The 1321-nt window shown below is 64.3% G+C and carries 1 protein-coding gene and 1 other annotated feature; the gene reads right to left on the bottom strand.

All coding sequences use genetic code 11. The features are described from left to right. Positions 1-39 precede the first annotated feature (39 nt). Positions 40-1271 (bottom strand): IS3 family transposase gene (locus FHS55_RS23200; RefSeq protein WP_183192230.1). Its coding sequence is split into 2 segments (ribosomal slippage): positions 40-980 and positions 980-1271, totalling 1233 coding nucleotides; the frame shifts between segments, so codons are not numbered across the junction. Beyond that, positions 871-987 (bottom strand) — a sequence feature (AL1L pseudoknot). It overlaps the preceding gene by 117 nt. Positions 1272-1321: the final 50 nt, after the last annotated feature.

The following is a 1321-nucleotide window of genomic DNA, read 5'->3' as shown; positions in this document are numbered from 1 at the left end:
TGAACCGCGCCGGTTTTCCCGGAGGCCATTTCGTTTGAGTCACGCCGCCATGGCTGGCTCGTCCAGCATGGCGTAGTAGCGTTCTTCAGCCTCGGCCGGCGGGATGTTGCCGATAGGCTCCAGCAGCCGGCGATTATTGAACCAGTCGACCCAGCTCAGCGTGGCGAACTCGACGGCTTCGAAGCTTCGCCAGGGTCCGCGCCGGTGGGTGAGCTCCGCCTTGTAGAGGCCGTTGATCGTCTCGGCGAGAGCGTTGTCGTAAGAGTCGCCGACGCTGCCGACGGAGGGCTCGATACCGGCCTCGGCGAGGCGCTCGGTGTATCGAATGCTGACGTATTGAGAACCCCTGTCGGAATGATGCACGAGGCCGCCGCGATGGACGGGCCGTCGCTCATGCAGGGCCTGCTCCAGCGCGTCGAGCACGAAGCTGGCGTGTGCGGTCCGGGATACGCGCCAGCCGACGATGCGACGGGCATAGGCGTCGATGACGAAGGCGACATAGACGAAGCCCGACCAGGTGCTGACATAGGTGAAGTCCGAGAGCCAAAGCATGTTCGGCGCCGGCGCACGGAAAACCCGGTTCACATGGTCGAGCGGGCACGGTGCCGCCTTGTCGGCCACCGTGGTGCGCATAGGCTTGCCGCGGATCACACCGTGCAGACCCGCGCTTCTCATCAGGCGTGCCACGGTGCAGCGAGCGAGCTGGTGCCCTTCTCGCTTCATCTGTCGCCAGACCTTGCGCACGCCATACACCTGGAAGTTCTCGTCAAAAACCCGCTGGACCTCCGGCAACAGGACGGCATCGCGCCTCGCCCGGATCGAGAGTTTGGCCGGATCGCAACGCCGCGAGGCATGCGCGTGGTAGGTTGACGGGGCGATCGGCAGCACCCTGCAGATCGGCTCGACCCCATAAGCCCCACGATGATCGTCGATGAACGCGATCATCGTTTGAACGGGCGGTCGAGCTCCGCCTGGGCAAAATATGCCGATGCCTTGCGCAGGATCTCGTTGGCCTGCCGAAGCTCCCGGTTCTCGCGCTCCAGAGCCTTGAGCTTGGCCGCTATATCCGTGGTCAGGCCGGGTTTGCGGCCAGTATCGACCTCGGCCTTCTTGACCCACTCGTTCAGCGTCTGCGCTGTGCAGCCGATCTTGCCCGAGATCGACATGATCGCTGCCCAGCGGGATGGATGCTCGCCCTCGTGGTCCAGCACCATCCGCACCGCGCGGACCCGCACCTCAGGCGAAAACTTGTTCGTCGTCTTGCTCGTCATGGCTCCACCTTCTCAGGAGTTGGAGCCTCCGACAAACCCGGCGCGGTTCA

The organism is Ancylobacter tetraedralis (assembly GCF_014195655.1).
Classification (GTDB): Bacteria; Pseudomonadota; Alphaproteobacteria; order Rhizobiales; family Xanthobacteraceae; genus Ancylobacter; species Ancylobacter tetraedralis.
This window is presented reverse-complemented; position numbering and strand designations above follow the sequence as displayed.